The sequence below is a fragment of the Streptomyces sp. NPDC006385 genome (assembly GCF_040612485.1).
In the GTDB taxonomy this organism is placed as follows: domain Bacteria; phylum Actinomycetota; class Actinomycetes; order Streptomycetales; family Streptomycetaceae; genus Streptomyces.
On the sequence record NZ_JBEXQG010000033.1, the window covers coordinates 63,084 to 86,604 of the forward strand.

22 protein-coding genes are annotated in these 23,521 nt (G+C 68.2%); 6 read left to right on the forward strand and 16 right to left on the reverse strand.

Translation table 11 applies throughout. From position 1 onward, the window contains the following. Positions 1–5: 5 nt before the first annotated feature. From ABZ078_RS24305 to ABZ078_RS24315, 3 genes are all read right to left on the reverse strand, one after another. Positions 6–1,247 carry a putative T7SS-secreted protein gene (locus ABZ078_RS24305; protein WP_356578333.1) on the reverse strand — a complete coding sequence of 414 codons (1,242 nt, stop codon included), beginning with the start codon at positions 1,245–1,247 and terminating at the stop codon, positions 6–8. Continuing rightward, positions 1,247–1,576 (reverse strand): hypothetical protein, encoded by a 330-nt coding sequence (locus tag ABZ078_RS24310; RefSeq protein WP_356578335.1) that lies wholly within the window; start codon positions 1,574–1,576, stop codon positions 1,247–1,249. The genes ABZ078_RS24305 and ABZ078_RS24310 overlap by 1 nt, the downstream gene beginning before the upstream one ends. A 372-nt stretch (positions 1,577–1,948) precedes the next feature. Then, positions 1,949–2,401: a hypothetical protein gene (locus tag ABZ078_RS24315; protein WP_356578337.1), complete on the reverse strand. Its 453-nt coding sequence runs from the start codon at positions 2,399–2,401 to the stop codon at positions 1,949–1,951. 586 nt (positions 2,402–2,987) lie between these two features. Between ABZ078_RS24315 and ABZ078_RS24320 the strand changes: the two genes are divergently transcribed. Continuing rightward, on the forward strand, positions 2,988–3,800 hold the full coding sequence (locus ABZ078_RS24320; protein ID WP_356578339.1) for a transposase: 813 nt from the start codon (positions 2,988–2,990) through the stop codon (positions 3,798–3,800). Between the two features lie 457 nt (positions 3,801–4,257). On the opposite strand, the gene ABZ078_RS24325 is transcribed toward ABZ078_RS24320, so the two are convergent. Then, a complete protein-coding gene (locus tag ABZ078_RS24325) occupies positions 4,258–4,695 on the reverse strand; it encodes a hypothetical protein (protein WP_356578341.1) in 438 nt (145 codons plus the stop codon). Positions 4,696–5,162: 467 nt separating this feature from the next. Then, positions 5,163–6,683 carry a hypothetical protein gene (locus ABZ078_RS24330; protein ID WP_356578343.1) on the reverse strand — a complete coding sequence of 507 codons (1,521 nt, stop codon included), beginning with the start codon at positions 6,681–6,683 and terminating at the stop codon, positions 5,163–5,165. Positions 6,684–7,024: 341 nt separating this feature from the next. Between ABZ078_RS24330 and ABZ078_RS24335 the strand changes: the two genes are divergently transcribed. Beyond that, entirely contained in the window at positions 7,025–7,615 is a 591-nt protein-coding gene (locus ABZ078_RS24335) for a hypothetical protein (RefSeq protein ID WP_356578345.1), read from the forward strand. A gap of 60 nt (positions 7,616–7,675) precedes the next feature. Beyond that, a complete protein-coding gene (locus ABZ078_RS24340) occupies positions 7,676–8,536 on the forward strand; it encodes a hypothetical protein (protein ID WP_356578347.1) in 861 nt (286 codons plus the stop codon). 731 nt (positions 8,537–9,267) lie between these two features. Here ABZ078_RS24340 and ABZ078_RS24345 read toward each other — a convergent pair. The 4 genes from ABZ078_RS24345 to ABZ078_RS24360 form a co-directional block, all read right to left on the reverse strand. Beyond that, on the reverse strand, positions 9,268–10,011 hold the full coding sequence (locus ABZ078_RS24345; RefSeq protein WP_356578349.1) for an SUKH-4 family immunity protein: 744 nt from the start codon (positions 10,009–10,011) through the stop codon (positions 9,268–9,270). Beyond that, a complete protein-coding gene (locus tag ABZ078_RS24350; protein ID WP_356578351.1) occupies positions 10,008–11,432 on the reverse strand; it encodes an ATP-binding protein in 1,425 nt (474 codons plus the stop codon). Before ABZ078_RS24350 ends, ABZ078_RS24345 begins: the two co-directional genes overlap by 4 nt. A 728-nt stretch (positions 11,433–12,160) precedes the next feature. After that, positions 12,161–14,452 (reverse strand): SUKH-4 family immunity protein, encoded by a 2,292-nt coding sequence (locus tag ABZ078_RS24355; RefSeq protein WP_356578353.1) that lies wholly within the window; start codon positions 14,450–14,452, stop codon positions 12,161–12,163. Between the two features lie 50 nt (positions 14,453–14,502). Then, the gene (locus ABZ078_RS24360) at positions 14,503–15,183 is read right to left on the reverse strand and encodes a nucleic acid/nucleotide deaminase domain-containing protein (RefSeq protein WP_356578377.1); all 681 of its coding nucleotides are present in this window, start codon (positions 15,181–15,183) and stop codon (positions 14,503–14,505) included. A gap of 91 nt (positions 15,184–15,274) precedes the next feature. Here ABZ078_RS24360 and ABZ078_RS24365 point away from each other — a divergent pair, with 91 nt between their 5' ends. Further along, positions 15,275–15,784 carry a hypothetical protein gene (locus tag ABZ078_RS24365; RefSeq protein WP_356578381.1) on the forward strand — a complete coding sequence of 170 codons (510 nt, stop codon included), beginning with the start codon at positions 15,275–15,277 and terminating at the stop codon, positions 15,782–15,784. 133 nt (positions 15,785–15,917) lie between these two features. Here the strand turns inward: ABZ078_RS24365 and ABZ078_RS24370 are convergent, their stop codons facing one another. Continuing rightward, positions 15,918–16,568, reverse strand: a complete 651-nt coding sequence (locus ABZ078_RS24370) for a hypothetical protein (protein ID WP_356578355.1) — start codon at positions 16,566–16,568, stop codon at positions 15,918–15,920. Positions 16,569–16,607: 39 nt separating this feature from the next. Between ABZ078_RS24370 and ABZ078_RS24375 the strand changes: the two genes are divergently transcribed. Continuing rightward, positions 16,608–17,015: a hypothetical protein gene (locus ABZ078_RS24375; RefSeq protein WP_356578357.1), complete on the forward strand. Its 408-nt coding sequence runs from the start codon at positions 16,608–16,610 to the stop codon at positions 17,013–17,015. 97 nt (positions 17,016–17,112) lie between these two features. On the opposite strand, the gene ABZ078_RS24380 is transcribed toward ABZ078_RS24375, so the two are convergent. Both ABZ078_RS24380 and ABZ078_RS24385 read right to left on the reverse strand, forming a co-directional pair. Next, positions 17,113–17,265, reverse strand: a complete 153-nt coding sequence (locus ABZ078_RS24380) for a hypothetical protein (RefSeq protein ID WP_356578358.1) — start codon at positions 17,263–17,265, stop codon at positions 17,113–17,115. Positions 17,266–17,411: 146 nt separating this feature from the next. Continuing rightward, positions 17,412–18,068 carry a hypothetical protein gene (locus tag ABZ078_RS24385; RefSeq protein ID WP_356578360.1) on the reverse strand — a complete coding sequence of 219 codons (657 nt, stop codon included), beginning with the start codon at positions 18,066–18,068 and terminating at the stop codon, positions 17,412–17,414. A 130-nt stretch (positions 18,069–18,198) separates the two neighbouring features. Here ABZ078_RS24385 and ABZ078_RS24390 point away from each other — a divergent pair, with 130 nt between their 5' ends. Further along, on the forward strand, positions 18,199–18,627 hold the full coding sequence (locus ABZ078_RS24390) for a hypothetical protein (RefSeq protein ID WP_356578361.1): 429 nt from the start codon (positions 18,199–18,201) through the stop codon (positions 18,625–18,627). An 89-nt stretch (positions 18,628–18,716) separates the two neighbouring features. Here ABZ078_RS24390 and ABZ078_RS24395 read toward each other — a convergent pair whose 3' ends face one another. The 4 genes from ABZ078_RS24395 to ABZ078_RS24410 all read right to left on the reverse strand — a co-directional run bounded on the left by ABZ078_RS24395 (position 18,717) and on the right by ABZ078_RS24410 (position 23,465). After that, the gene (locus ABZ078_RS24395; RefSeq protein ID WP_356578363.1) at positions 18,717–19,022 is read right to left on the reverse strand and encodes a hypothetical protein; all 306 of its coding nucleotides are present in this window, start codon (positions 19,020–19,022) and stop codon (positions 18,717–18,719) included. A 51-nt stretch (positions 19,023–19,073) separates the two neighbouring features. Beyond that, a complete protein-coding gene (locus tag ABZ078_RS24400; RefSeq protein ID WP_356578365.1) occupies positions 19,074–20,402 on the reverse strand; it encodes an SUKH-4 family immunity protein in 1,329 nt (442 codons plus the stop codon). 74 nt (positions 20,403–20,476) lie between these two features. Further along, positions 20,477–22,423 carry an ATP-binding protein gene (locus ABZ078_RS24405; protein WP_356578366.1) on the reverse strand — a complete coding sequence of 649 codons (1,947 nt, stop codon included), beginning with the start codon at positions 22,421–22,423 and terminating at the stop codon, positions 20,477–20,479. Between the two features lie 34 nt (positions 22,424–22,457). Next, entirely contained in the window at positions 22,458–23,465 is a 1,008-nt protein-coding gene (locus ABZ078_RS24410; protein ID WP_356578368.1) for a hypothetical protein, read from the reverse strand. Positions 23,466–23,521 lie beyond the last annotated feature (56 nt).

Sequence of the window (23,521 nt, forward strand, 5' to 3'; positions counted from 1 at the left end):
GCTGGTCATACGAGGCCGAACATTCCGGCGATGGCGTGTGCTGTTGCGGCGGCCTTCGTGCCCTCGGCGGTGTTGTGCTCGGTGCCCTTGTCGTCCACGAGGCCGAAGCTCTCCGCAGAGGAGATGCCGTTCGCGGCGACGTTCAGCATGTTGACCTTGATCTCGCCCATCAGCTTCCCCGAGCCCATGGCGCTGTCACCCGCAGCCCGCCAGGCGCCGGTGGCCTCGTCCGCCGCCGAGCGGCCGATCCCGAGGAGCCCACCCTTCGTGCCGGCCCAGGTCTTCGTCGCGAGGTTGGCTCCGTCGGCCGCGCTCTCGAAGCCCTCCTTGGCCGCGAGGCCCAGCGCCTTCCCGCCCGGAACCATGCCGACAACGTCCCCGGCGACGGAGGCGTAGGCGGAGAAGATCTCCATTCCACTGCCTTGGAACATCAAGTTCTTCCGGAACTCGTCGTCGGAGAGGTTCTTACCCAGGGACACCGCGCTCGCTATGAGCGCGATCGGCCCCATGATCGGGGCAAAGACGGGGAAGAGGGCGAGCAGACCGGCAATAGCGCCAATGGTGCCAGCGTGCTCCGCCAGAAACTTGCCGACCGACACGAGGATGTCGCCGACGCTCTCCCAGAAGCCCTTGTCGGGGGCCTTCTCCGCGGTGCTTTCCAGCGCCTTGGCGATGGTCTCGGCGTCGTGGGAGTGCTCGGACTCCAGTTCCTTGATCTTGCGGTTGAGTGACTCGTACTCGTTGTTGGCCTTGGTGAGGGCCGTGCTCGCCTCGTTCAGCGCCCGCTCGGCGGAGCGCAGCCGCGCGGTCGCGTCGTCGGCCTCCTCCTGCGAGGGGAAGGTCTGGTTGGCGAGCTTGAGGTCTGGGTGCTGGGCGGCCTGGTCGTACGCGTTCTTGGCTTTGTCGGCCGCAGCCTTCCTCTCGGCCGCCTCGTCGTCGTACTTCTTCGCCAGCCCCCGGTTGGAGGTCAACTGGCCATCCCAATTGTGCAACTGGGTCGCGGCGGAACGCAGCGCCGAGGCGGCCCTTTTGATGTACTTCGACAGGTCGCCGTCGAGGTTCTCGCGGAACTTCTCCGCCGCGTCCCCCTCCCAGTAGCTGCTCTCGCCGGTGAGCTTCGTCAGCTGCCGATGCGTGTTCTCCAGGGCTGTTGCGGCCGCAGCTACTTTCTGCTGCAGTTTCGTGACCTCGGCGGGGACGCCTGGCACGGGGTTCCAGCCGATGTTGGGGTACGGGTTCGCTGCCATTACTTACCGCCCCCGTCGCCACCCGAGGTGCTCTTGTCCGCGATCTGCTTGAGGGCCTTCTCCAAGGCTTCCTCGACCTCTTCGTAGCCCTTCTTGTTCGCTTTCACGCCCTCTTTGATCTCGTCGATCAATTCCTTGGTCTTGTCGGACCCGTACTTCCACTCGTCCTGGAACTTGTCACAGGCCTCGTCGAGTCGGGGGGTGCCGATCTGGTCGGCACGCACGTGGTCGAGGGCGGCCCGCGCTTCGTTCAGCTCGTCGACGCATCTCTCCAAATTCGTCAGGAACTGTTCGAGTTGCCCGATATCCGTCTTGAAATGGTCCCCCATGGGCCAGTTTCTCCCCGTTTCGACTCCGGACGCATCGGGCCGAGACGACTCAACTGATCACCTAGGCCTCGTCGGCACCATACATGCGGCAACTAGGCGCTCCACGCCGAGCCCTCGCCTACAGGCGGCTCTGCGGAAGACCGCCACAGGAGCACCACCGGATCGTTGTCTGCGTGTGACATGGCTACACGCCTTGGAACCCGTCGTCTGGCGCCTAGGCTCGGGCAATCCGGACGACACCAGGAAGCGTAGCCAACGCCTGCCGTGTCAGCGCACCATGCCGGCGGGCCGCTCCCGATGTCCCTCGAAGTCGGGAACGTCGCAGTGGCCCGGCTCGCGTTGCGTCTCGCCGAGCCAAAGCTGCGGGGCGTACTACCGGATCGCCTCAACCAGGGGCTCCCGGTATCTTGCGAATGAGCCGTTGGTGACGAGGCGATAGCGCGGGCGCGGAAGGCCAGGGCGGACGGGCTCCTCGTCACGGACCGGAACCCACAGGACTGGGTCGGCACGGTCGATCGGGCCACTCGGGCACAACTCAATCGAGTAATGCCTGGCACCCCGGTTTCCGGGTTCGCTCCAGTGGACGGCAACTCCGGCGAGGGTGTCCCAGCGGATGACGCCCTGCCCGCTGCGGGCCCGCAGCCATAGCCCCGTGTCGTCGACGCTCACGGCCAGGTGATGGAACGAGAGCGCTGAGCGGAAGATCTTGAAGCCTGTGTAGCCGATGGTCGCGAAGAGCAGACCAATGAGGCCCACCGGCTGGGGCTTGTCATGGATGAGGCCGGCAGTCATGGCCACGGCGAGGCCCGCCCAGAAGGCACCCACTGCCATGAGGGTCCCACCGAGCACGAATCCCTGCCGGGCAGATCTCCGGCCGTAGTGGGTGACCGTGGCCGTGGGGGCGGGCCCGTGTGTGGGGTACGTCGGCATGATCCGAGAATCTATGCAGGTGCCTGCAGCACTGGCTTACCGAACGTCTCCAAGGCCGATCTCCCGCTGAGGCTCAGGGAGCGCTTTCCCGCCCCGTTGGCAGCCCTACGGCGTTCATCAGCACCTCAAGGCCGACATCGGTTCGGTCTGCTTCGAACGGGGTCCTGGTTCGGATGAGTGGCCGATGTCGGGGCATGAAGGAAGGGCCTCTTGGTAGCTCGCGGTTGTCGAGTCCAGCGAGAAGCAAGAGGCCCTGTTGTCGCAGTGTCGCGTGGTCGTGGTTGGCGGGGTCCAGTCCGTCCACTCCTGGGCGTGACTGTCTCGCCCATCGGTTCGGGAACGCGGCCGACCGGCCAGAGCGTCGGCCCCGGTACGGCTCGGACATGAGCGATGCCGAGTGGGCAAGGGTGGGGGATCTGCTGCCGGTTCCGGTCTGGCTGGCGGGCCGGGGCGGCCGTCCGGAGGCTACTGCCACTGGCAGATGATCGCCGCGGTGCGCTACCTCGTCGACCTCGGCATCAAATGGCGGGCGATGCCGTCCGACTTTCCGCCCTGGTCCCGGGTGTATGCCTTCTCCGCCCGCTGGCGGGATGCGGGGCTGGTGGCCGAGCTGCGCGAGGCCGTCCGCCGGTCGGAGGGCCGCAGCCCGGAGCCGAGCGCGGGGGTGGTGGACTCGCAGTCGGTGAAGGCGGACGCCACTGTTCCCCTCGCTTCACGGGGATACGACGCCGGGAAGAAGATCAACGGGCGCAAGCGCCATCTGCTCACCGACACGCTCGGGATCCTGCTGGCTGTGCAGGTCACGCTGGCCTCCACGACCGACCGGGACGCCGCCCGCATCCTGCTGCCCACATCAAAGCAGCACTTCCGGCGGCTGGCGCGGGTCTGGTCCGACGGCGGTTACACCGGCCACCTCACCGACTGGACCACCCAGCACCTCGGACTCGTCCTCGACATCGTCCGCCGCAGCGACGATGTCCGGCGCGGACCCACCGGCTTCCTCTGCGACGTGACGGACTCGGCCGGCGCCTTCTCTTGGGCCAGCGCCTCCAGATATTGCTCCAGGCCGATCACCCGGCGCCTGAGCACCTCTTCCGCCGCAGTCAGAGCCGCCCGCACTCGCTCCAACTCGGCTTCGAGATCCTCCACCCGCACCGCCGCGGCCTTCTGCCGCGCTTCCAACACGGCCCGCATCGACGGCATCGCGCCACCCCCACGACATCTCGGTCAGCAACGGACCGAGACTTCCGTGCCAGCCGCCATCTCATGCCGGACCAGCAGAAACCGCACCTGAGGTTCGGAAAGAGAACGAACTCTAAGCTGCGCTGCCATGGCGAGCATGGTGATGAGGCGGCGAACAGGGCGAACGCTCCGGAAGGGGCGGACGGCCGCCGGCTTCAGGTTCCGGTGTGAGCACGGAGGAGTTGCGGACGCAGTTCCAGGCTCAGGGGCGACCAGGGCTCGTGGAGAGCCGGCGGCGTGATGTGATGCAGGCTCGTTGGACGTACGCGGCGTTGGCCGGGCTAGTCGCCGTCGTTTGCCTCGTCATCAGTGTCGTACGCCTTGGCAAGGGCGACACGGTGGGTGCCTGGGTCGCTATGTATGCCTTGGGTGTGGCCCTCAGCGGGTGGGGGTTTGCGCTCGCGCGGATCGGGCGCACCCGGTGGGCGATGGCGGTCACCTGTATCGGGGCAGCTTTGGCGGGGCTCGGCGACAGCCCCGCCTTCCACTGAGGCGTACTTGATGCGAAGTCAGGCCTGACGGCGCTTGTTGCCGATGAGGTAGGCGAGGCCGAAGGCGGCGCCTGCGGCGACCAGGAGGCCGAGCGGGGAGAACCAGTCGACTCCACCCGAGGATTCGTCGTTCCACCAGGACCTGGCCGGGAGCAAGGCGTCGTACCTCAGCATGTCCCACACGGCACCACCCCCTCGCTCAGAGGCGAGGACGAGCGGCCAGGCGTTGGTGTAGCCGAAGAAGGCGCCGAGGGCGGCGATGACGGCCCCGCAGATCCAGGCTCCGTGGTTGCGGTGGCCCACCGCGCCGACCAAGGCGCCGACGACCGCTCCGTTGAGCAGGGCATGGCCGAGGTAGAAGGTATTGGCCGTGACGAATGTGAGGTCCTGGTACGTGAGCGTGATGAGACCGCTGTAGAGCAGCGAGACGATGACCGAGACGAAGAAACCGAGCAAGACCGCGCCGACGGGGCTACCGCTCGCGTTCGGCCGTTGGCCGTAAGGGGGCGCCTGGAAAGGCGGGGACGGGTACATCGAGGGCTGGCCGGGCATGGGCGGCTGACCGGCCTGCATCGGCGGCTGGCCGGGGGCGGGAGGTGCTCCGAGCCCCGGTGGCTGCTGCGGAGGGGCGGGCTGGTTGTACGGGTTGTAGGCGTTCGGCGCTTGTGGCGCTCCTGGCGCTTGCGGCGAGTGCTGCGGCGGTTGCTGCGGGGGCTGCGGCGGTTGTGAAGGCGGCGGTGGCGGCTGGAAGGGTGGCTGGCTCATCGATGTCCCACGGAGTGAATTGATGGGAACAGCAAGTTATCAGTGAGATCGGGAGGGGGCCGTCGGAGCTGGAGCGGGCTGCGTGAAGGGTGCTCGTCACCCTCGAAGGCCGCTCGTCACCCCGGGCTGCGGGCTCGTCATCCCTCCCGGTCGGCTCGTCACCCCTCCCGCCTGGCGCGGCCGTATCCGCTCCCCTCGTAGCCGTCCTCCCGGTCCATCCACTGGTACTCCTCGTCCATCCTCAGGATGAGCTCGCGGGCCCAGGCGGCGAGAAAGCTGGGGCAGCCCCATACGTCGGCGGACCGGACGGCCTCGGGTGCCGGGAAGGAGTCGGACGCGTACAAGTGCCGTAGGTGGGCCGCGAACCCGCGCTGATCCCAGCGCCTGATGCGCTCGTCGGGATGGTCGTCGCCGTGCGGGCAGCAGTCGGCTTCGAGCGGCGCGGGGTCTACAGTGCGGAGCAGTTCGCGGATCTCGCGGCCGACGCCGTACGGCAGATCGCGGACCTGGGCGATCCAGAGGGCGAGGAGCAGCAGCACCAGTCGCTCGTGCGGGTCAGCTGCTGTGGGGTGCAGGTGCCGGCGGGCGGCCCACACGGCGATGTTCTCCGGTCCCGCGTCGAAGTCGTCGCCGTCGACGACGCACTGGGTCACCTTGTCGATGTCGAGGGCCCCGTCGGGCCGTATGTACATCCCGTCCAGGGCGCTGGTGTCGCGTACCCCGAACTTCGACCCGTGCGCGGCGCGCAGCTCGGTCAGCGCCTCGTCGGCGAGGCCGCGCAGATAGCGCGGGCACAGCCACGCCTCGGGCGGATACTCGTCGAGCATGTCCCTGAGCTCGGCCCTGCCGCCGGGACTGCGCAGGTAGAAGCCGATCTCGGCGATGTCGGCCGACTCGAACTCGGGGTGCGGATGCTCGTCCTCGCTGTGTGTGCAGGCCGCGGGGTCCCCGAGCTTCGGCAGCACCGAATCCAAGCCCTTGATCATCGCGTCGAAGACGGACCGTTCCGTGATCCGGTAGATGGCGTGCCAGCAGCTGGCGCTCTGGGTGATGACGTAGCCCGCTCGTGCGCCTTTGGTGGCGAGGCAATCGTCGACGCCCGCGTTGGACTCGAGCACGGCGACGGGGTCCCAGTTGGGATAGTCGGAGAGGACCGAGGACAGGCTCTCCACCGATGAGGTGTGCTCCTCCGGTACGACCGCGGGTATGCCGTCGGCAGAGAAGGGCCTGATCATGTCGGCGGTGACACGAGCGGTGCCGGCGATGTTGGCCGGGCACAGATCGGCCTCTTGGCGGGGGCGTGCGGGCCAGTCGGCGAGCAGATACCCGGCAGGCAGGCCGAGCCAGGCCGGATCGTCCTCGGCAAGCTCGCCGAACTCCTCCTCGTACGGGTGGCTTTCGTGCTCGCAGCCGTGCTCGCCGAACGTCGACGCGGCGTCCAACAGAGCCTCTACGGCTGCTCGCTCGGCGTCGGGAGTGGGCCGGCCGGCGAGGTACGGCACCATCTCCGCCAGCCCGGCGACCCATACGTGCGCGGTGTCCCCGCCGGGGTCGGCGGTGAGACGGTGCGCGCAGTCGAGTACGAGGGGGTCGGCCTCGGCGGGGTCGGTGTCCGCACCGACCCGGCTCCAGGCCTCAATTAGTTCGGCTGTGGGGGAGGCGTCGCGGTTCTCAGGCATGTGGATCATCATTCCTGGCGACCCTGGCGACCCTGGCGACCCTGGCGACCCTGGCGACCCTGGCGACCCTGGCGACCCTGGCGACCCTGGCGACCCTGGCGACCCTGGTGACCCTGACGACGCGTGATCGGCTGCGGCGGTTGCTGGGAGCGCCTGCTGCCTGAGGCTCGGCCGGGCTCGTACAGCGGCGCGTCGGGACGGCGGCGCGTCGGGACGGCGGCGCGTGGGCAGCGGCTTGACCTGCATGAACCGGCGTCGCCAAGATCTCCGGAGCCAGCCGGGGCACGAGCATGGTGCTGAGGCACGGTGAAGAGGCACGAATGCAGAGGAATGGAACAGCATTGAAGACGGACGCGAGCGGCGGGCGGAACCTGGGGAAGGCCGGAACCGGAGTTCCCGGCTTGGCCGCTGCCGCGAAACGGAGCGTCGGCAGCCGTATAGGGATCGGGGTGCTGGGCATTCTCACCCTGATCTTCGGCCTGATTCTCGTCGGGGTGGGCTACGAGGAAGGCCCCAGGAAGGTGTCCGACGGCACGCAAGGGACGATCACCATCGAGCGTTGCGGCATGGACATCATCGGGGACGACGTGGAGTGCTCCGGCACCTTCCGTTCCGACGATGGCAAGCTCCGCTCCGACGTGGAGGACTTCGAGCCTGGTGAGGACTCCGGCAAGGGCGAGAAGTTCCAGGTGGTGGGATACAGCACGGGGGATTTCAACCGCGGCACCATCGCCTCGTTCTATGTCGAGGCGGTCAAGGTCTGGTGCGTCGCTGCCGCCATGTTCGGCGTGGCGATCTTCCCGCTGAGCGCCGCCTGCCGCCGCGGGAACCGTCCCATGCGACGTGGGACGTTCATCACCGGCCTCAGCCTGCTGTTCGGCGGGCTGCTGGGCTGTGGTCTCTGCGCCCTGGTGAACGCCGTGCTCAATTAGCGGCCGCAGCGGGGGCGCGGGGCTGCGGGGACTGTCAGTGGTGGGAGCCAGGGCGGCCGTATGAGTGAGGAGCTGAACGACGTACTGGCCGACCCCGCACGGCTGTTGACCGCTGATCGCGCGGCCGTGCGCAACCGCATCGCCGCCGACTCTGCGAACGGCGTGGAGAGCGTGGGACGCGAGGTCTTCCTGCAGGCCGAGGCGATCTTCGGCGGCGCGGAGGTAAGGCCCGCCGAGTTCGCCCCCTGGCTGCACTTCGCGGCGAAGGCTACCGGCCACGACGAGTACGCCGAGCAGATCGCGAAGGCCGAGCCGGGGATGCCGTGGCGAACGGTGTGGGCGTGGTGGCGGCCGGCGAACTGGTTCCTGGCCCATCCGAGTCTGAACGGCGACTACTACCAGGTCCACCGCCGCCTGTACGAAGGCCGGGAGCTCATCGAGGTGGCCGACCACCGCGGCCCGCTCCGGCTCGACGCGGAGACGGGGCGGAGGGTGAGGGTCCGGGACGAAGCAGCGCTGTCAGATGCGCCGTTGCCACCGGAAGTGCTTGATGCGTCGTCGCTGGACGACTGGGCGCTGACCGCACCGGAGAGCTGGGAAGGCGCGGTCGCGTTCGCCGCCGAGGGAGGCAGGAACCGGTACCTCGTCGAGAATGCGCATGGCATAGCGGTGCTCGAGACGGACGCCGATGTGCTGCGGGACTGGCCGCGCGGCACAGGGATCGACCCCACGTCCTCCGAGCAACCGCCGCCCGGCCCCGAACCGGTGCACCGGCGGCCGGAGGCACCGCTCAGCGCCGCCCGCGTCGACGACTCCTTCGGGGAACGGCACGTGGTTCGGATACTCGAGAGTGCTCTGCCCGAGGGGCTCGAACACACCGGAAGCAGGCGGCACTTGCGGGATATCGGCCTCCCCAAGTAGTGGGCGTGCCACTGGGTCGAGTACGAGACCCACCCGGCCGAGGCCATGCGTTCCCAGCCGAGAGCGACCTGTCCGAGCACGGCCTGCCCGGCGGTGTGGCCGCCGTGGACCTGATCGCCTTCGGCGCGTGCGAGTACGGCGAGCGGTCCCCCAGCTGTCCAAGTCGCGGTCAACAATGGTGAAGCCACTGATCAGGCACCCGTGCACCCTGCCACAGGCCCACTCATGGATCAGGCAGCAGGTCCCTTGCATGGCGGCGATGTCTCGTCCCATCAGGTGTGCGGTCGACTCCGGATCAGTCCCAGAGACCGTAACTCCACGCCGGATGCGAGCCGCCTTCGTCGTCGATCGCGGTCACGTCGTTGTCGATGTCGACCTGGAGTCCTCGCGCTCGGTGCGGCTCGAGGCCCATGGGGAGCAGGCACCGTCCGAGGGCGTACACCCGAAGCATGGCGACGAAGTTGCTCAGGCTCGTCGCTACGACAGGGTCGGTGTCCTCGTCCTCGTCTTCGTCCTCTGCCGGAATGCGATAGACCGTGCCCGCTTCGCCATTGATGACGACGCGGCCGTCCCACCATGTGCGCGCCGTTGTCCTTTGCCCCCGCGGACAAAATGTGCCTGCGCGATGATGAGGTGGTCTGCTCGACCGGCGCCGGACATCAGAGAGGCTGAGCTTGGGAACCGCCGGGCCGGTGGTGGCGGGGGCCCGCCGTGCCGAAGTCTGTGGATGCCTACAGGTAGATGAATTCGTCGGTATCCGTGACGTGCCCCCAGTTCCTGGTGGCTGCCGCGGCGGGGTCGATGCCCGCCAGCCAGGACCTGAGCTCGTCGATGAGATCGTCACTGTCGAGGCCGCCGCTGGTGTAGTAGGCCAGCATGTACTTCCACTGCAGGCACACCATCGCGCTGAACTGGGCCAGGGAGGAGCCAGCCAGGGGGTCGCCGGGCCGATCGTCGTCGACCGCGCCCTTCCTCGACTGTCGCAGTACGCGGCCAGTGGGGCCGTCGAGGAGCAGGATGCCGCCGATCCACGTGCCCAGTTCGTAGAACGGGCCGTCTCCCACTGGCGTTTCGAACTCCTTGGCGCCTTCCCAGGTGTGCTCGGCCAAGCCGGTGCCGGCGAGGTTGTGGGTGCTGAGACTGAGGAAGTTGTCGACGGCAGGGAAGCCGACCTCGGTGAGGAAACGACGGGTCGGCTCGTGCGTCAGGCCGGCCGGCAGTTCCTCCTCGGTCAGGAGAGGGGCGACGTCCGCGTCGAACACGTCGAGTACGAGGTCGCGGGTGGGGCGGCAGGCGGCCTCGTCGAACGGGCGCGGCGTGACCTTTGCGTACCGGCTGATGGCAGGGAGTGCCGGCAGCGGGGTGGCTTCGATGTAGTCCGGGTCGGGCTTGATCGCATAGATCCCTCGGTTTCCGCCGAGCACGACCAGATCGCCGGCGCAGGCCACGTCCTTGACCTTGGGCGCTTGGATCACGCGGAGTGTGGAGGGATCGCCGACGGCTGCCGCGCGGACCAGGTTCCAGGAGGTCTCGGCCCCCAGCGGGCCGGCGCCTGGGGTGTGGGCGGGGCTTCCTCGATGAACGGCCCCTTGGCCCCGAGGAATTGCCCCGTGGCTGCGAGGAGCCGGCCGGTGGCAGCGTGCCAGGTCTGCTTGAGACGGTCCGCGGTGCGGCTGGTCACAGTGGTGCCGTCCGCCTCGGCCTGCAACTCTTCGACGACGTCGATCTGGGGTGGGAGGGGACGGACCAGGCCGGGAGCCCGCCAGCGCGTCCAGACGGTCCGCCACGGCAGCGGACCGGCGGACTCGATCAAGGCGTCGGCCCGCTCCGTATCGCCCTGGCTGAGCGCCACGAGATGCAGCAGTGAGATCCACTCCGCCTGCGAGGACGGCGCCAGACCGAGATTGTGGAGGTAATACAGATCCGCGGCGAAGCTGCCCGCGGGAATGCTGTCGGGGAAGGCCACGCGGAGTGCGTTGAGCAGGGCGGTGTGGGTGCACTTGACCAGCGTGCGGGGATCCGCGAGGAGTTCCTCGAAGCGGCCGGCGGCTGCGGCGTGGGCGGGCAGGGCACGGGCCAGATAGTCATCGAGCGGGTCGCCGTCGGTGCAGGCCAACAGACGTTCCACAACGGCCTGTTGGAAGTCCTGGAACGTGCCGGCAGGGACCTCTTCGCGAAGAGTCCGGGCATCGCGTTCGTGAGTGAACACGACCGGTGGCTCGTCCGTGAGCTCAACCGTGACGAAAGGCGACTCCTCGCCGATTGTGCGCAGTTCCGCGACGTCGAAATCCGTTCCGAGAGCGGAGCAGAGCGCCTGCCACTCCTCGAAGCGCACCCGGTGCGGCTCGGACAGGGCCAGGGCCGTCATGGCCGTGCGCTGACGCGGCGGCAGCGAGTTGGGGGACAGCCGGACGATGTCGCGGGCGGGGGCGAGCAGGATGGGGTTCCGGTTCCGGGGGCCGAGGTCGTGCACCTCGCTGTCGACTTCGACCACGAGTTTGATGTTGGTCGCCTTGGAGCGCCTACTGAACGCTGCAACGATCCCGCCGGCAGCTACGCCCAGCGGTTCATCTGTGAACCGCCTCTTCCCTGCCCACTGAGTATTGGTCACGACAACGATTCTCGGGTCGAACTTCCTGTCGAAAACGAGATCGTGCACGAGATTGGTGAGGGCATTGATGCTCCGGAAATCGCCGTATGAAACACCGATGGCCCGCATCACCCGATCCGCCACCTCTTCCGCGGAGCAGCGCGTGGCATCAACGAGCACGGCCCCCGGCGTGCTGGCGGCGAAATCTCTCAGGAGTGTGGTCTTGCCGGCTCCGGAGGGGCCGTCGGCGTAGACAATGCCCCTCTTGGGCGGAAGTTCAGCCAGCTGCGAGCGAATCTGATCCAAGGCATCCTGCAGGCGGAGGTGAGAATTCACAGTGGGCAACTTCCTTTCCTGGTGACCGTCGCCGTCGCCGTCGCCGTCACCGTCACCGTCACCGGCGCCGTGCGGCGGGCTGCCGCATGTGCCGTGTCACAACGATTCCGGGACATCCAACTCTCCATCGATTGCGGCCTTCCAAGGCCTGGAAGATCCCGCCGCCTTGTCGACCTGCTGTGACCAGGCCGCGATGTTACGACGAGCATCCCGTTCCTCGTAGTGCGTGGGTAATTCGATGCGACGCCGCGTGACATACAGACCCGCCAAGGTCATGAACTGCCGCAGGCTGCTGCCGAGTAGCTGCGTTCCGTGGCAGAGGCCATCGGCACGCGGCCAGGCTCACCGCCCAGGACCACTTCCTTGCCGAGCCAGGTCCCCAAGCGGTAGCCGGGTTCGAGGTGCTCCAATGCCTCGGCGGTTTCCAGGCCGGTCCCGTCAAGGGCCGCGGTGGTCAGATACCTTGGCTCGCCGCCGTCAAGATCGGGGAAGCCGAGGCCGGTCAGGGTGGCGCGAGCTTGTGGGTGGACGACCCCGGCAGAGACGGCGGTTGGCTTAAGTGGGCGGAGTGCCTCCTGCCTGGAGGAGCGAAGCGTCGGGGGCCTGGCGAGGACCGGGCAAGGGGCTCCTTACTGCGGACGGCGTTGCAGGTGCCAGCGGATCCCGCTTTCCGTAGGACCGCTAGTCTCTGCGTGCGGTTATGGAAAGCGGCCATCGGATGAAACAAGGTCCCAGGTGCTGTCCTCGAAATCGTAGGGGCCGAGCACGACTTCCCATACTTCGCCCTTCAAAGCGACGGGGTCGATCGCGCGGCACCAATCCCGCAGAACCCTGTGCCAATCCCGTCGATCTGCCCAGCTGGGGTAATGGGCCTTACGGTGTTCGTCGAAGAGCCGCACCATGGTGAAGAACTGGGAGAGGCTACTACCGGCCAGCACCGTCTCCGGCCCGCCCGTGGTGTCGCGTAGCACCTGGCCGGTGCTTCCGTCGAGCAACAGCCGCGACCGCATCCAGACGCCGATGTCGAAGAAAGGCCCGTCGGAACCGGGCGCGCCCACTGTCGCGTCCTGCGGCCACGGAACCGCCCGCAAACCGTCGTAACGTGGCGAGTACGTGCGCAAGTGGAGGAAATCCTCTACGACTGGTAGGCCGACGTCGATCAGGAAGCGTCGTGCTCGCTCGTTGCCCAGCCCTTGTGGAATGTCCGAAGCGGCGAGCTGATGGCAGGTACCCGAGCCGAAGCTCTGCTCGTACCAGGACTTGCTGGAGGCGTCACCCCTTGCGGCGGCCTGCGCGGCGTCAGAGATTTGAGGCACCGCGAGGCCCACGTGCTCGGCCACCAATGGTTCCGGTGGCCAGCTGGGGGGTTGGGCGCCAGGATCGGGCGGGACGTCAGGCGGGGATACGGAAACAGCGAACAGACCTCCGTCGCCGGCGAGTACCCACATGCCCTCGACCAGGACTCCATGCCTGACTGTGGCCGGAACGCGAGGCGGAGGGGGCACGGCTGCTTCATCGACGCGCCAGCCCTTCGGTGAGTGAATCGCGAAGACGGCTGACACGTCGTCGGGGGCGCGCTCGTCGAAGACCCAGTCGGCTTCGTCCAGGGACCCGTCGACGACCGTCTCCTCGTCCACTGGGTTTCCCGTGGCGATTGCCCACTCCTGGAGCACATAGGAGAACTCCGGCAACACAGCCTTGCCTGTGGTGGTGTCCCGCGCTGTCAGAACGCGCAATCCGGCATCGGAGTCCGCTCGGAGGCCGATTTCATCGACACGCCCTGCTTCGCCCTCGTGTCCGCCGAAAAGGCCGCTAGGGCGCCATCGTGACCACACAGTCCGCCATGGCATCGTCACACCGCTCTGAAGTATCTGCCGGGCGACCTCTTTTCGTCCGCTGGTCAAGGCGGCATGGTGGAGCCACGACACCCACTCGCCCTGGTCGGCAGGCTCAATTCCTTGGCCTTCGAGGGCGCGGACATCGGCCGCCATGCTGCGCGGCGGCACGCCGTCGGGATACGCGATGCGCAATGCCTCCAACAGCGATGAGGCTTGACTGTTTGCCAGAGCTGCTCCCTGTGCAAGGGTGCTCTCCAGATTCCCTGCCAATGCTGCGTGGACAGGCAGGGTCTTCGTTGCGTACCGGCCCACCTCTCCCAGTTCGTGCCACGCTCGGCCGCGTCCGGAGGCAGCCGTGTGCTCCGTCAGCGCGGTCACGATCCGGGCTTGCTGCTCTTGGCTCGTTGGGTGGTTTCGGCGGTAACGCTGTCTGAGGGAAGGATGGCGGAAACCGACTCCTGGTCCCCCCGGCCCATCGTGGAGAAGAAGCGTTTCCGGCAAATCCCTGATCGTTCCGCGCAGGTCGGCCTCGGTCGGAAGGTCGCCGGACGTCTCGACAGCAGCGATGAGGAGTTGCCACACCGGCAGCGGTGTGATCGGGAGCTCCGAACGGCTCAACGCCTGAAGAGTCCGCTCCACCGGCGTGTGATCCTCTCGTGATCCCGCTCTGGCGCCAGACTCCTGCGTCCCTCTGAGCGTGATCGTCGTGCTGTAGGAGGGCGGGGCTCCCATGAGGTCCGCGTCCCATTCCACCGCTACACGAAGGGAGGCACGCGGCGCCCACAAGAGCTTCCGAAGCAGATCCCGTCCGATCATCGATGGCTCGGAGGAGGTGACCAACTCACCGGCCCACTGCACATTGGTCAACAGCAGGATGTGATCGCCTCTGACTTCCGTGTGCAGCACGTGGCGCGGCCAGCGCCGACCGGATGGACTGGGATCCCCACCTGTTTCCGTCACAATGCGCTGAGCCACCTCGTCAGCGGTCATGCCCGTGCAGTCCAGCAAGAGCGCGCCGTCAATCCTCTCAGCGGTGGCTCTGATGAGCTGGGACTTCCCGCAGCGAGCAGAGCCGAGGACGAGGAGTGGCCGCTTGCGGTTCGCTGAAGAGGCCACCCACTCTTCGATCCTTTGCCATGCGTCGGTACTCATGCTCACGATGGCGAGTCCGCAATCTGGTCGAACGGTTCCAGCGGCCGCGCTCAGGATAGATGCCCTCCCACCCCCAGTTCGAGCCAGATGTCGTGAAGCTTGTTCACATAATCCTGGGAATCCATACCTTGGGCAGAAACCGCATCATTCTTGTAGCTGTTGACCCCGGCTCCCTGGCCTGCTGCGCGCAGTTCTGCCTCGTTCTCCACCTGGCCTTTACGGAAGGCTGTGCCGTAATGGATCGGTACGTCACTGGGGAGATGAGACTGCAGGAACGACGAGCAATCGGTTCCCAGGATCGGCCCGCATGGCTCGCGCTCCGTATAGAAACTGGTCATTTGGAGGCGTTGATTCTCCGGCCGCTGGGAGTTGACGGCTTCGAGGTATTCAAGGATGTGAGGTTCGGAGTGGACTCCTTGTGCCCAGTCAACGCCCATCGACAGCGAACTGTCACTGATGTACGTGGTCTGTTGGGAAACCGGGTCAAAAACCTCGACAGTGGCGTAGTTGCGCCGGGAGGTGGCCGGGTCCGTGGTGTGGCGGGGCGGCGTGCGGTCGCCCGGTGTCGTGCCAGGGGTGTTGCCGGGGGTGGAGCGGTTGCCCGGGGTTGTGGTTCCGGGGGTGTTTCGGGGCGTGGTTCCGTCGCCCGGCGTTGCGCTTCCAGGAGTGCGCTGACCCGGTATTCGCCCGTCAGGCGTGCCGGATGTACGCCCGTCCGCCGCACCGGGTATTCGGCCGTCCGGTGTCGGGGCCGGCGTACTCCGAGGCGTCGGCGACGTGGGGCTCGGCGTGGATGCGGGGCCGGTCCCCGTTGTGGAGGGCGTGCCAGGCGTACTGGCGGAAGGATTCCTCGCCGGGCCCGAGTTGGGGTTCGGGCTCGTCGCGGACGAGGTGCCGCCTGAGCCGCTCGGGGCGTTGTGCGTGCCCGGAGCCGCGCCGCCCCCGGTGGAAGGTGCCGTGGGCGAGGTCGGCATGGCCGAGCCGCCGTCCGTACGGCCGCCTGTTCCCCCCGGGGAGTGGTCGGCCGTCGGCGTGGGCGCCGCGTTGGACTGCGTGGGCGCGCTCGCGGCCAGGCCGTCGATCTGGGTGCCGATCGAGCCGCCTCCGGGCGAGGACGATGTACCGCCGGATGACGCGGGCGTGGGCGCGGACTGCGCTGTGGGGGAGGACAGGCCGGACACGGGGGAGCCGCCGCCGGAGTGCGAGGGGCCGGACGTACTCGGGGTGGCGGACGAACCGTTGGAGCCCGTACCACCAGGTGAGGTCCCGGCGGGCGAGGGGTCGTCGAAGTCCGACAGGGACGGCCCGGTGGCGGGCGTCGGCCTCGAGTAAGGGCTGTCCGAGGAGGAGGGGCTCCCCGAGTCGGAGGACGAAGAGTTGGAAGACGAAGATCTGGTGGACGAGGAGTCAGACGACGAGGAGCTGGAACTACCGGAACGGCAGCCGACCCGTCACAACTGGTGCGTCACTGTGTACGGCCCCGAGTCCGCTCCTTGTGCCCCTTCACGTCGGGTCGGCCGATGTGCCCCTCCGCTCGCTCCGACTCACCGAGCCAGATGTGCGGGACGTACTGCTGGACCGCCGTGACCATCTCCTGCCGGCAGCCTGCGGGAAAGGGCACGCGGTAGCGCAGCCGGGGCAGGTTCGGGTGCAGTGGCTCCTCGTCGCGGACCAGGGTCCACAGGACGGGGTCGTCGCGGTCGATGGGGCCGGTGGGGAACAGCTCCAGGGAGTACATCGTCTGGCGGCCGAACTTGCTCCAGTAGAGGCCGACTCCGGCGAGGGTCTGCCACGGAATGACGTTCCGGAGCTTTCCGCTGTCGATCCACAGGCCGGTGTGGTCGACGAGGATCCTCGTCCTGCGGTTCGCCCAGTTGGCGATGAAGAGGAACACACCGAGCACGCCCAGCGCCAGCATGAATACGAGGCCCGCGAACCCTGCGGGGGTGGATTCGCCCTGCTGGTTCCCGCTGGCAATCACCACCGCACCGAAGACGCCGACGGCGCCCATCGCGATGAGAAGTACGGAACAGGGGAGTCCGACCATGGCACCGCGGCGGCCGGTCCGTATGAGCGTGGCATCCGGCGAGGGAGAGGGCGTGTGCGAAGGCAACATGGTGCGTGAGCTTAGCGAATTCACTTACGCTGCCTCGTCATGACGACGGACGGCCGGGAACGCGGCGGGGACCAGGTAAGGGTGCAGATGCAGACGCGGGTGCGAGGCGGCGAGGGCGAGTCGGCCCTGCCCGGCGTGGACGAAGTCAGGGCGAGTTTCCATGGGCAATCGGATCTGGGGTTCGCGAGACAGCGGTCGCAGCAGGCGCGGAGCGCTCGTGGTGCTCTCGTGGCTGCTGGGGCGCTGGTGGCGGTTGTCTGCCTCGTCCTGATGGTGGGACGTCTCACCAGCGGTACGCCAACCGGGAGTGGGACCGTGGTGTATGGCCTGTCTCTCGCTTCGGCCGCTCTCAGCGTGGAGTTGGCCCGCCGCACACGCACCCGCTGGGCCATGATGACCGTCATTCTCGCGGCGGCGGGCGCGTCGCTGGCGGATGCGCTGCCCTGACCGACCCACCCCACCCCCATGCTCAGCCCGACAGAACAGGCCGTTGCCCGCTGGTGCGGGCCGCGGCCTGTTCTCGGTCAGTGAGCCGAAGGCCGGGTCAGACCTTGGTGAAGCACATCGTGTAGTCGAAGCCCCGGCGGTCGTAGTGCTGGATGCCGTAGTCGTACTCCGCACTGCATTCCTTGCCCTGGCCAGGCAGCAAGGCGCCCATCTTGTACTCCGCCTCGGACGAGTCGCAGGCGCTGCCCATAGGGAGGCGGCTGCTGCTGTCCGTACGGCGGCTGGTTCTGGTACTGCGGTGGAGGCGTCGACATGCCTGGAAGACCCCGTGGTTGACTGAACGAAGAACGGTCAACGCGAAGTTGACCGGCGCCGGGTGCCCCGCCAGAAGAAGCATCAGAAGAAGTAGCTGACCAGGAACGACCCCCCAGCCCCCACAAGCCCCACCCCGATCATCCCGACCACGACCAACCGCGTCGCTCCCCGCCCCGCCGCCTCCCACGCAGCGTCGAACGAGATACGGCTCTGCCCGAACGGCGCCAACCCGGTGGCGAGGCAGAAGACGCCGAGCCCCGTGAGGACCCAGCCCCCGAAGAAGGCCCCGAACCAGCGCCAGGCCCGGTCCATGCCGCTCTGGAGATACTCGGCATCCGCCGCGTCGGCGGCCGTCAACGGCTCCGTCTGCTGCACCGCCAACTCGGTGCCTGCCGCATACCGTTTCCGAACCTGTACGGCGGCATGGGCATCCGTACTCTTGCCGTCCTCCGAGACGAAGGTCCCCTCGCACCGCACGGGCCGACGATTCTTACGGCTGCTGCGCGCGGCGTTGCTCGGATAGCCGACCTCGCACTGCTGCACGGTCAGGGTGCCGCGCGTGCCCGCCCAACCCGCGGCGTACGCCCCCTCGTACGCGCCCCACCCGCTCAACACGACCCCCGCCAGCAGGAAGACCAGACCGCCGAAGCGCCCGAGCCGGCCGAATGCTCTGCCAACGAGGCCCGCGAGGGAACGGTCGCCTGCTGGGCCGCTTCCTGTGCCTTGCGCCTGAGCCATGACGATGCCGTCCTTCTGCTGTGAGGTCCTTCTCGTCTTCCGCCGGCGGGGGCCAGCATGGCATCCGTGCGTGACGGGGGATACTGCGGGTGCCGAAGGGCAAGGACAAGGAGCAGCGAGGAGAAGCGACATGACCAGGCGACCGGAGAACTCACCGAACCCGCAAGGCGCTTCGCCGGAGCGCGGCGTACTGGACGAGGCACTGGAACCGGAGCAGATCCGTTCCCTGAACTCCGCTCTGCGCCAGCTGTCCCAGACCGACGGCGTCAGCAAGGACCTGCAGGAGGCGGCCAAGAGGATGCTCTCCGGGCGCCTCGCCCTGCGCGACGCCCTGGACGACCCCGCGGTCGCCCGTGCCCTGGGTGGAGGCCTGGCGTCTCTGCGTGGCCAGTGGGAGTCGCTGTCGGAGGAGGAGCGCGACGAGATCAGGCACCAAGAGGCACCTGCGAGCGGAAACGCCCCCTCCGGGCAGTCCGACCCCAGCAACCCCAAGGACCAGTCCTCGCAGTCCGGGAAGAAGAACCAGGGCCGCCACAGCGGCGGGTTCTCGCTGTACTGATCACGGACAACGGATCACGCACTCGACGTACGAGTCACGACGTACGAGTCACGACGTACGAGCCACGAGGTACGAGCACGACGTACGCGTCACGACTGGCGCTGCTTGCGGTACAACGCGATGGCCGTCTCCGTCGGGTAGTTGGGGACGGTGACGGTGTCGCCGTTCTCCTTCGAGACGACGATCTTGCTGCCGCCGGGCGGAGCGGGCTGCGGCCGCCCGGCAGCGTCCGTCACAGGCGGGAACACCGCATACACCAGGTAGCCGATGTCGAACTCCTCGACGCGCAGCTCCGCAGGTGTGCCGTCCGGCAGCTTGGGATCCGCATACCTGCTGCGCACGATGGCGAGGGCCTGTTCGGGCGTCGTCGGCGGCGCCGGGTTTTCCGAAGTCACGGGTCGTTGCTCCTTGTCGGCTCGATGGGGATGGTGGTGCTGGAGGTCCGCTCAGAACAGCCCGTGCCACATCTGCTCGACGATCAGCGACCACCAGGTCTCCGCGTTGCTCAGCGCGGACGCGTCAATGGCCGCCAACTGCTCCTGCAGCGCCGCCACTTCCCCGCCCGCCGCGCCCGGATCCAGACCCTGCATCCGCTGCCGTACCGCCGCGATCAGGGCCAGGGAACGGGCGAAGGCGGCAACCGAGACATTGACGTAGCGAGCCTCGGCGGTGACCGGATCCACCGCCCACACCGCGCCCAGACCGTCCGGCTGCCCGGAACCCGGCCGGCACTGCACCGCCACGACCGCGACCCCGTCGAAGCCGATCCGCACCAGATGCGCCAGGGCGCCGATCTTCTCCTCCCCGGCCGGGCTGCGCCGCTCGCGCAGATTCGTGGCGACGTCGGTGAACAGGCCGCCGGCCGGAGGGGCGTCGGGCCGGTCGGCGGTGAAGAACAGCGGGAGGTCGGCGGGGAGCCCCGCCCAGGTGAGCGTCGCCTTGGTGGCCTCCGGCAGCGGGCTGTCGGCGATGTCGTCGGCGTCGTAGCGGCGTACGCCGTCCTGGCCGAAGACGTCGACAAGATGGCGGCCGAGGGTCACGTCCCGCATCGGCTCCGCGGGCGTCACCTGCGTGGGAACCGGAACCCGGTGCGGGCGGGGCGGCGGCTGCTGGCCGGCCATCCGGTGCATCGTCTCGACCTGCTCGACCAGCGCCGCGATGCCCTCGGCGCGCGCCTCGGGACGGGCGCCGTAGGTCTGTGAGCAGGAGAGCTGGGCGTTGCGGAAGGAGTTGAGGAGTTCGGCCGTGTAGCCGCCGGGGAGCAGGCTGGGGCGCAGGTCGGTGTGGATGGCCACGACATTGTCGACGGGGACGTTCATCCGCCGCAGCTCGGCCCACGCCTGGTACTCGGCGGGGGGCAGGCCCGGAGCGGAGGTGCGGAAGAGGGTGGTCTCCTCGCCGTTCGCCGGGTCGACGTACGTGAAGACGGCGGTGTTGCCGGGACCGGTGACCGGACGGGCACCTTCCGGCGATCCCGCGCCCTGCGCCGCGCCGCCGTGCTTCTGCCGGTACATCTGCACGACCTCGTCGACCGGTACCGACGGCCAGACCGTCAGTTCACCGGTACGGCGGTCCACGACCCCGCACGCGTTGCCGATCTCGGCGGGCGGCCGACGCTCCCCGGTCACCGGGTCACGCTCGGGCGCCGCGGGTGCCGCCCACACGACCCAGCCCAGGTCGAACTCCTGCATCCCGACCTCGCGCCGCGGCTCCGCCGAGCCTTCCGGGTTGAGCCAACGGTCGGCGATGGCGAGCGCCTGCTCCTGGCTGGTCACGGGAGGCTCCTTCGGAGTGATCGGTCGAGAGGGGGCGGAGGTCGAGAGGGTGGAAAAGAACGTGCAGCATGCGTCTACGAGGCTATCGCCGGGTCCTCCCATCGGATGCGGAGGGCCTTCGCCCCGCGTTCGGTTGCGACGACCAGGATGCCGTCGGGGGACAGGTCGGCGGAGATGAACGGGATGTCGGAGATCAGCGCGGCCACGACCTCCTCGCTCGCGCGGTCCCAGATGCGAAGGTAGTCGGCGCCGCGGCTCAACCCCAGGGGGGCGGCATCGCGCTCCTCCTCGGACGGGCGCAGGATCTGGCCGAGGTCCGGGTCCGCAAGGTCATCATCCGGTGCCACCAGGCCTTGAACGAGCACGGCGGACACGCCACTCTCGTCCGTCGGGCGCGCGCCGGGAGTGTCCGGTGGCACGACGAGCACCGCCACGGGGGTCGCAGGTCCCTCGGCGCTGGGAAGGCTGCCGACCGTCACTTCACTGATGCCGGCGACGGGCAGGCTCCACAAGGTCTGCCAGGGCAGTTCGAAGCCGAGTTGGTGCAGGGCGTCGGCATACTCGGGCAGTCCGTCCTCGACGAACGCCGTCTCCAGCAGAGCGGCACGCCACGGCTCGGAGACCTCGTTGCGGGTCAGCAGGGGTGCGGTCCGCAGATACGTACGGGCCGGTGCGCCCAGTTCCTCGAACGGGACTGTCTCGATGGCGGCGCGCAGCGGCACGGGGTCGGCGTGGACGAACAGCCCCGGGTCCGTGAGGAGTTGCGGCAGCAGGCCCGCCGCCAGTGTGTGGCCGGCGATGTGGTCGCGTACGTACAGGTCGGCCTTGCTCCAGTCCTGCTCCGGCACGGCCTCCAGCAGCGCCATTGCGATCTGCGTCTGAGCGGCGCGGACGTTCGGCAGGCCGGCCCGGATCGCGTCGCCTATGGCAGGGTGCAGGAGGCGCAGCAGCGTCTGCCCGCTGTTCTCGTCTTCTCCGTCTCCACCCGCGTCCGCTTTCCGTTCTACGGGCTCTATGAAGGGGGCGACGAGCGGCATACCGTCCGCGATGGCCTGGCTCATGTCCTGCCCGGCGACCGCGCTCGCCAGTCGCGCCCACAGACGGGCGGGCATGCCGTCGGCCTCGGCAAGAGCGAGTGGGGCCAGCATCAGCCGCAATGTCTGCGGATCGGCGCCGAGCCGTCCGGCGTGCAGATCGAGTGCCTCGCCGACCGAGGTCGGCAACCGGCCCTCGTCGGTCGGGTCGACTCCTTCTGGGGCGATGAGAATGCTCTGGACGGCCAGCTGTACGACGAGCGGGCTGGTGCCCGCACGGCGCCCGATGGCCGCGGCGAGCGCGTGCCGGATCTCCGAATCCACGGTGAACGGCGAGTCCGCTCCGGCGAACGCAGGTCTCAGTGCCGCCTCCGCGTGCCGTACCAGCCCTTCGGGGTCGGCCCACTGCGGCTCGTCGAGATCGATGATCTGCACAGCGCCCGCCGGAAGGCCCTCGGCCAGTTCGGTGACGAGATGCCGCGGCAGTTCCGCCACCAGGCGGACCGATTCGAGGGCGGCGAGCGGCTTGAGTACGTGGCGTACGAGTCGGGATGGCTCGTCCGTGTGCCGGACCGGACCCGCCTGATCCACATCCAGAACCACGAGTGACATGGGCTCGCCGATGGCCGCGAGCTCCGCGTAAATGTCCTCGCTGCGGGCCACGGCCAGCTCGTAGTGATCGGCAAGGGCCCAGAGGAATTGCTGGGCTGTCAGTCCGCGCGCATTCGTCGCGGCGGGTGCGGGCAGCTCAGGAGGCACGCAGGACGGGTCGAGCCGATCGAGGTCCAGTTGCTTGCGGGACTCGGCATCGCAGAGCATCAGAAACCCGGTGAGCAACCGCGAACGCCCACTGCCGGAGTTTCCGGTCAGCGCGACTACACGAGGCGCCCCCGGCCACCCCATGCGCCAGGCCGCGAGCGCACGTAGAACGTTGGTGCGGCCGCCTATGTGGGGGTGTGGAGCGTAGCCGTCGGTTGAATCGGTCATGGATTCCTGTCCTCCGCTGGCGCGGACGTGGGCTTCAGATGGGCAGAGCACCCTTGAAGCGGGCGTTCGGTACGTCGGGGTGGGTGGTGGCGAGCCAACCATGGCCGTGGGTGCCGGAGGCGGGCATGCCGCCGGGTTCGACGGAGATGAGGTCGGCTGCCGTGCGAGCGTACGGAACGCCCTCGGCGTATTCCTCGGCCTCGTCCTCGTCGGCGTCTTCCCGGTACTCCACCTCGAACGGCAGGGGTTCTCCCTGGAAACGCGGGTGGTCGTAACTGCCGAAGCTCCGCACCCCGTGGCCCTCGCGGGCGACATACCAGTTCTCAGCGGAGTTGTAGGGGTCGACGACGTAGAAGTGGGCCTCACCGCATCGCTCGCTGAGTTTGTCGGCCAGCGTGAAGCCGTCGAGTTGGTCGATGAACGAATTTCCCCACAGCAGGCGCCAGTTCTGGATCGGCAATTCCTCGAGCCAGGTCTCGAACGCCGGTGTGATGAACACCCGGTAGGCGGTCCGTGTCTTCCCCTGCGCATCCTGGAATTCGAGGGAGTCGGTGGCCTTGGTGGCGGCGGCCACGCCCATGACGGTGGTGGCCGGTCGAAGGTCGTGCAGACCGAGAGCGGCTACGGCGTCGTCGAGCCGGTCCGCCGGGAAGGCCAGCCAGCGGCCGGCCTCCGACGGGAGCCTCACCGGGCGTTCGTCCATGAGCTTGATCCGCACGAGGCGCTCCACGGCACGCCGATCACCCTCATCCAGGTTCTCGGCGCCTTCCAGGTCGACCAGGGCTTTCAGGGCATTGCCGCGCAGACGCCCAGGGCCCTGTTGTCGGATCTCCCGCAGGCGTGGCAATGCCTCGTCGCCCAGCCTCTGCAGGACGGTCTCGGCACTCCATTTCAGCCGTGACGCCCCGCCCTCTCCGACATGGGGCAGCAGATGGTCGACCACCTGTGAGCCGAGGGCGACCAGACGGTCCTCGGCGGCCTGCCACACGCTCCGATCATCGTCGGAGAGGTCCCGTACAAGAGCGTTGATGCTATCTGCCATGGTGCACAGCCTAGTTGTGGTGTGTGGGGAGTGGGTAAGGGCGCCGATGAACGGAA

Bases quoted from the DNA above. Each gene is read 5' to 3' on its own strand.
- ABZ078_RS24375 (WP_356578357.1), top strand. From the start codon at position 16,608: ATGACGACGGACGGCCGGGAACGCGGCGGGGACCAGGTAAGGGTGCAG.
- ABZ078_RS24305 (WP_356578333.1), bottom strand. From the start codon at position 1,247: ATGGCAGCGAACCCGTACCCCAACATCGGCTGGAACCCCGTGCCAGGC.
- ABZ078_RS24310 (WP_356578335.1), bottom strand. From the start codon at position 1,576: ATGGGGGACCATTTCAAGACGGATATCGGGCAACTCGAACAGTTCCTG.
- ABZ078_RS24410 (WP_356578368.1), bottom strand. From the start codon at position 23,465: ATGGCAGATAGCATCAACGCTCTTGTACGGGACCTCTCCGACGATGAT.
- ABZ078_RS24405 (WP_356578366.1), bottom strand. From the start codon at position 22,423: ATGACCGATTCAACCGACGGCTACGCTCCACACCCCCACATAGGCGGC.
- ABZ078_RS24380 (WP_356578358.1), bottom strand. From the start codon at position 17,265: ATGGGCAGCGCCTGCGACTCGTCCGAGGCGGAGTACAAGATGGGCGCC.
- ABZ078_RS24390 (WP_356578361.1), top strand. From the start codon at position 18,199: ATGACCAGGCGACCGGAGAACTCACCGAACCCGCAAGGCGCTTCGCCG.
- ABZ078_RS24340 (WP_356578347.1), top strand. From the start codon at position 7,676: ATGAGTGAGGAGCTGAACGACGTACTGGCCGACCCCGCACGGCTGTTG.
- ABZ078_RS24370 (WP_356578355.1), bottom strand. From the start codon at position 16,568: ATGTTGCCTTCGCACACGCCCTCTCCCTCGCCGGATGCCACGCTCATA.
- ABZ078_RS24385 (WP_356578360.1), bottom strand. From the start codon at position 18,068: ATGGCTCAGGCGCAAGGCACAGGAAGCGGCCCAGCAGGCGACCGTTCC.
- ABZ078_RS24320 (WP_356578339.1), top strand. From the start codon at position 2,988: ATGATCGCCGCGGTGCGCTACCTCGTCGACCTCGGCATCAAATGGCGG.
- ABZ078_RS24330 (WP_356578343.1), bottom strand. From the start codon at position 6,683: ATGCCTGAGAACCGCGACGCCTCCCCCACAGCCGAACTAATTGAGGCC.
- ABZ078_RS24355 (WP_356578353.1), bottom strand. From the start codon at position 14,452: ATGAGTACCGACGCATGGCAAAGGATCGAAGAGTGGGTGGCCTCTTCA.